Origin of the sequence: Natronogracilivirga saccharolytica (assembly GCF_017921895.1) — a bacterium.
Taxonomy (GTDB): Bacteria; Bacteroidota; Rhodothermia; order Balneolales; family Natronogracilivirgulaceae; genus Natronogracilivirga; species Natronogracilivirga saccharolytica.
On sequence record NZ_JAFIDN010000033.1, the window covers coordinates 1 to 1,417 of the forward strand.

At 47.4% G+C, this 1,417-nt stretch carries 2 protein-coding genes; both read left to right on the plus strand.

What is annotated here, in order from left to right; translation table 11 throughout:
* Positions 1–51 precede the first annotated feature (51 nt).
* Positions 52–432, plus strand: a complete 381-nt coding sequence (locus tag NATSA_RS15290; RefSeq protein ID WP_210513488.1) for an ISAon1 family transposase N-terminal region protein — start codon at positions 52–54, stop codon at positions 430–432.
* Positions 407–1,384, plus strand: coding sequence for an ISAon1 family transposase (locus NATSA_RS15295; protein WP_210513489.1), 978 nt, complete (start codon positions 407–409; stop codon positions 1,382–1,384). The genes NATSA_RS15290 and NATSA_RS15295 overlap by 26 nt, the downstream gene beginning before the upstream one ends.
* Positions 1,385–1,417: the final 33 nt, after the last annotated feature.

Consider the following 1,417-nt stretch of genomic DNA (forward strand, 5'->3'; position numbering starts at 1 on the left):
TGGATCAGTTGCAAAAGTTGGGGAGAAGTATGAGATATAGTATACTTGAGGATGGAAAAACAACTACTCGAACTCATACTGCCCAAAGGGTTGCTGGATCACTTTGATATCGAGAAGATCGAGCAAGGCACCGAAAAAGACGACAGGCCCTTCATTCGCATTCACCTTGCCGAGAAAAATCAGATTCCCAGGGGCTACAATCCCAATGAATATGAGAGTAAAGGCTTTCACAAGGCCAAAACCCTGGTGGACTTTCCCATTCGTGGAAACTTCGTTTATCTGCATATCAAACGTCGTCGCTGGCGACATAAGCAAGATCCCAAGCGTATTATTTCCAACGATTACTCACACCTTGCCGAGGGCACGAAGATGACCGCCGAACTCTCGGCTTTTTTAAAAGATACTGGTGGAGACCCGGACCGAATCAATTAAAACCATTGCCGAACTCAACGGGGTTCGCAGCTGGACGTTGTATCGCGATTACAAGCAGGTTAGTGGCTATGAAGACTGGGAGCAACGTCATCACAGCCGGGAATATCTGGTTTTTCCGGAGAATATTGGTGAGCGCTTAAGCATAGACGAGGTGAGTTTGAACAAAGGTGAGTTGTACACGTTTTTAACCAATAAGGCCGCCAAAGGGCGAAAAGGTACGCTGGTGGCCAGTATTCACGGCACCAAAACCAACGATATCGTTTTGCATGTGAGTCGGATTCCGCTTGCCCAGCGGCAGAAAGTAAAGGAGGTGACCCTGGACCTGGCCTCCAACCTTGCCCGGGCTGTTCGAGAATTGTTTCCCAATGCCCGGCTGGTCAGCGATCGCTTCCATATCATGCAATTGGCCTATGAGGTGGTTCAACAGCATCGTGTGGAATTTCGTAGCCAGGCCATTGAAGAGGAAAACGAGGCAGTTAAACAGGCAAAAAAGCAGGGAATACGCTATATACCACCCGAATATCATAACGGAGACACCCGAAAGCAACTGCTGGCGCGAAGCCGATACGGGCTGTACAAACACACCTCGAAATGGACCAACAACCAATGGCTGAGAATGGGACTCCTGTTTCAGGAATTTCCGGAGTTGAAAACCGCCTATGAGCACGTACAGAAACTGGTTCATATCTACCGGTTTACTGACATAGAAAAGGCTGAACTGGCTTTTCGAGACTGGATAAAAGAATCACACAAGATGAAACTGGACGGGTTTAAACGTGTGGCGGATACTTTTGAGAATCACTTGCAGACCATTTTGAACTTCTACTATCACCGGTCTACTAATGCAGCTGCGGAAGCTTTCAATGCCAAAGTGAAACTGTTTCGTGCCATTCAACGTGGTGTGACAGATACCGAATTCTTTCTGTTCCGCCTTTCCAAACTATATGCTTGATTCAACTTTCTCCCCAACAATTGCAATTGACCC

Coding starts and splice junctions, on each gene's coding strand:
- NATSA_RS15290 (WP_210513488.1), top strand. CDS start 52: ATGGAAAAACAACTACTCGAACTCATACTGCCCAAAGGGTTGCTGGAT.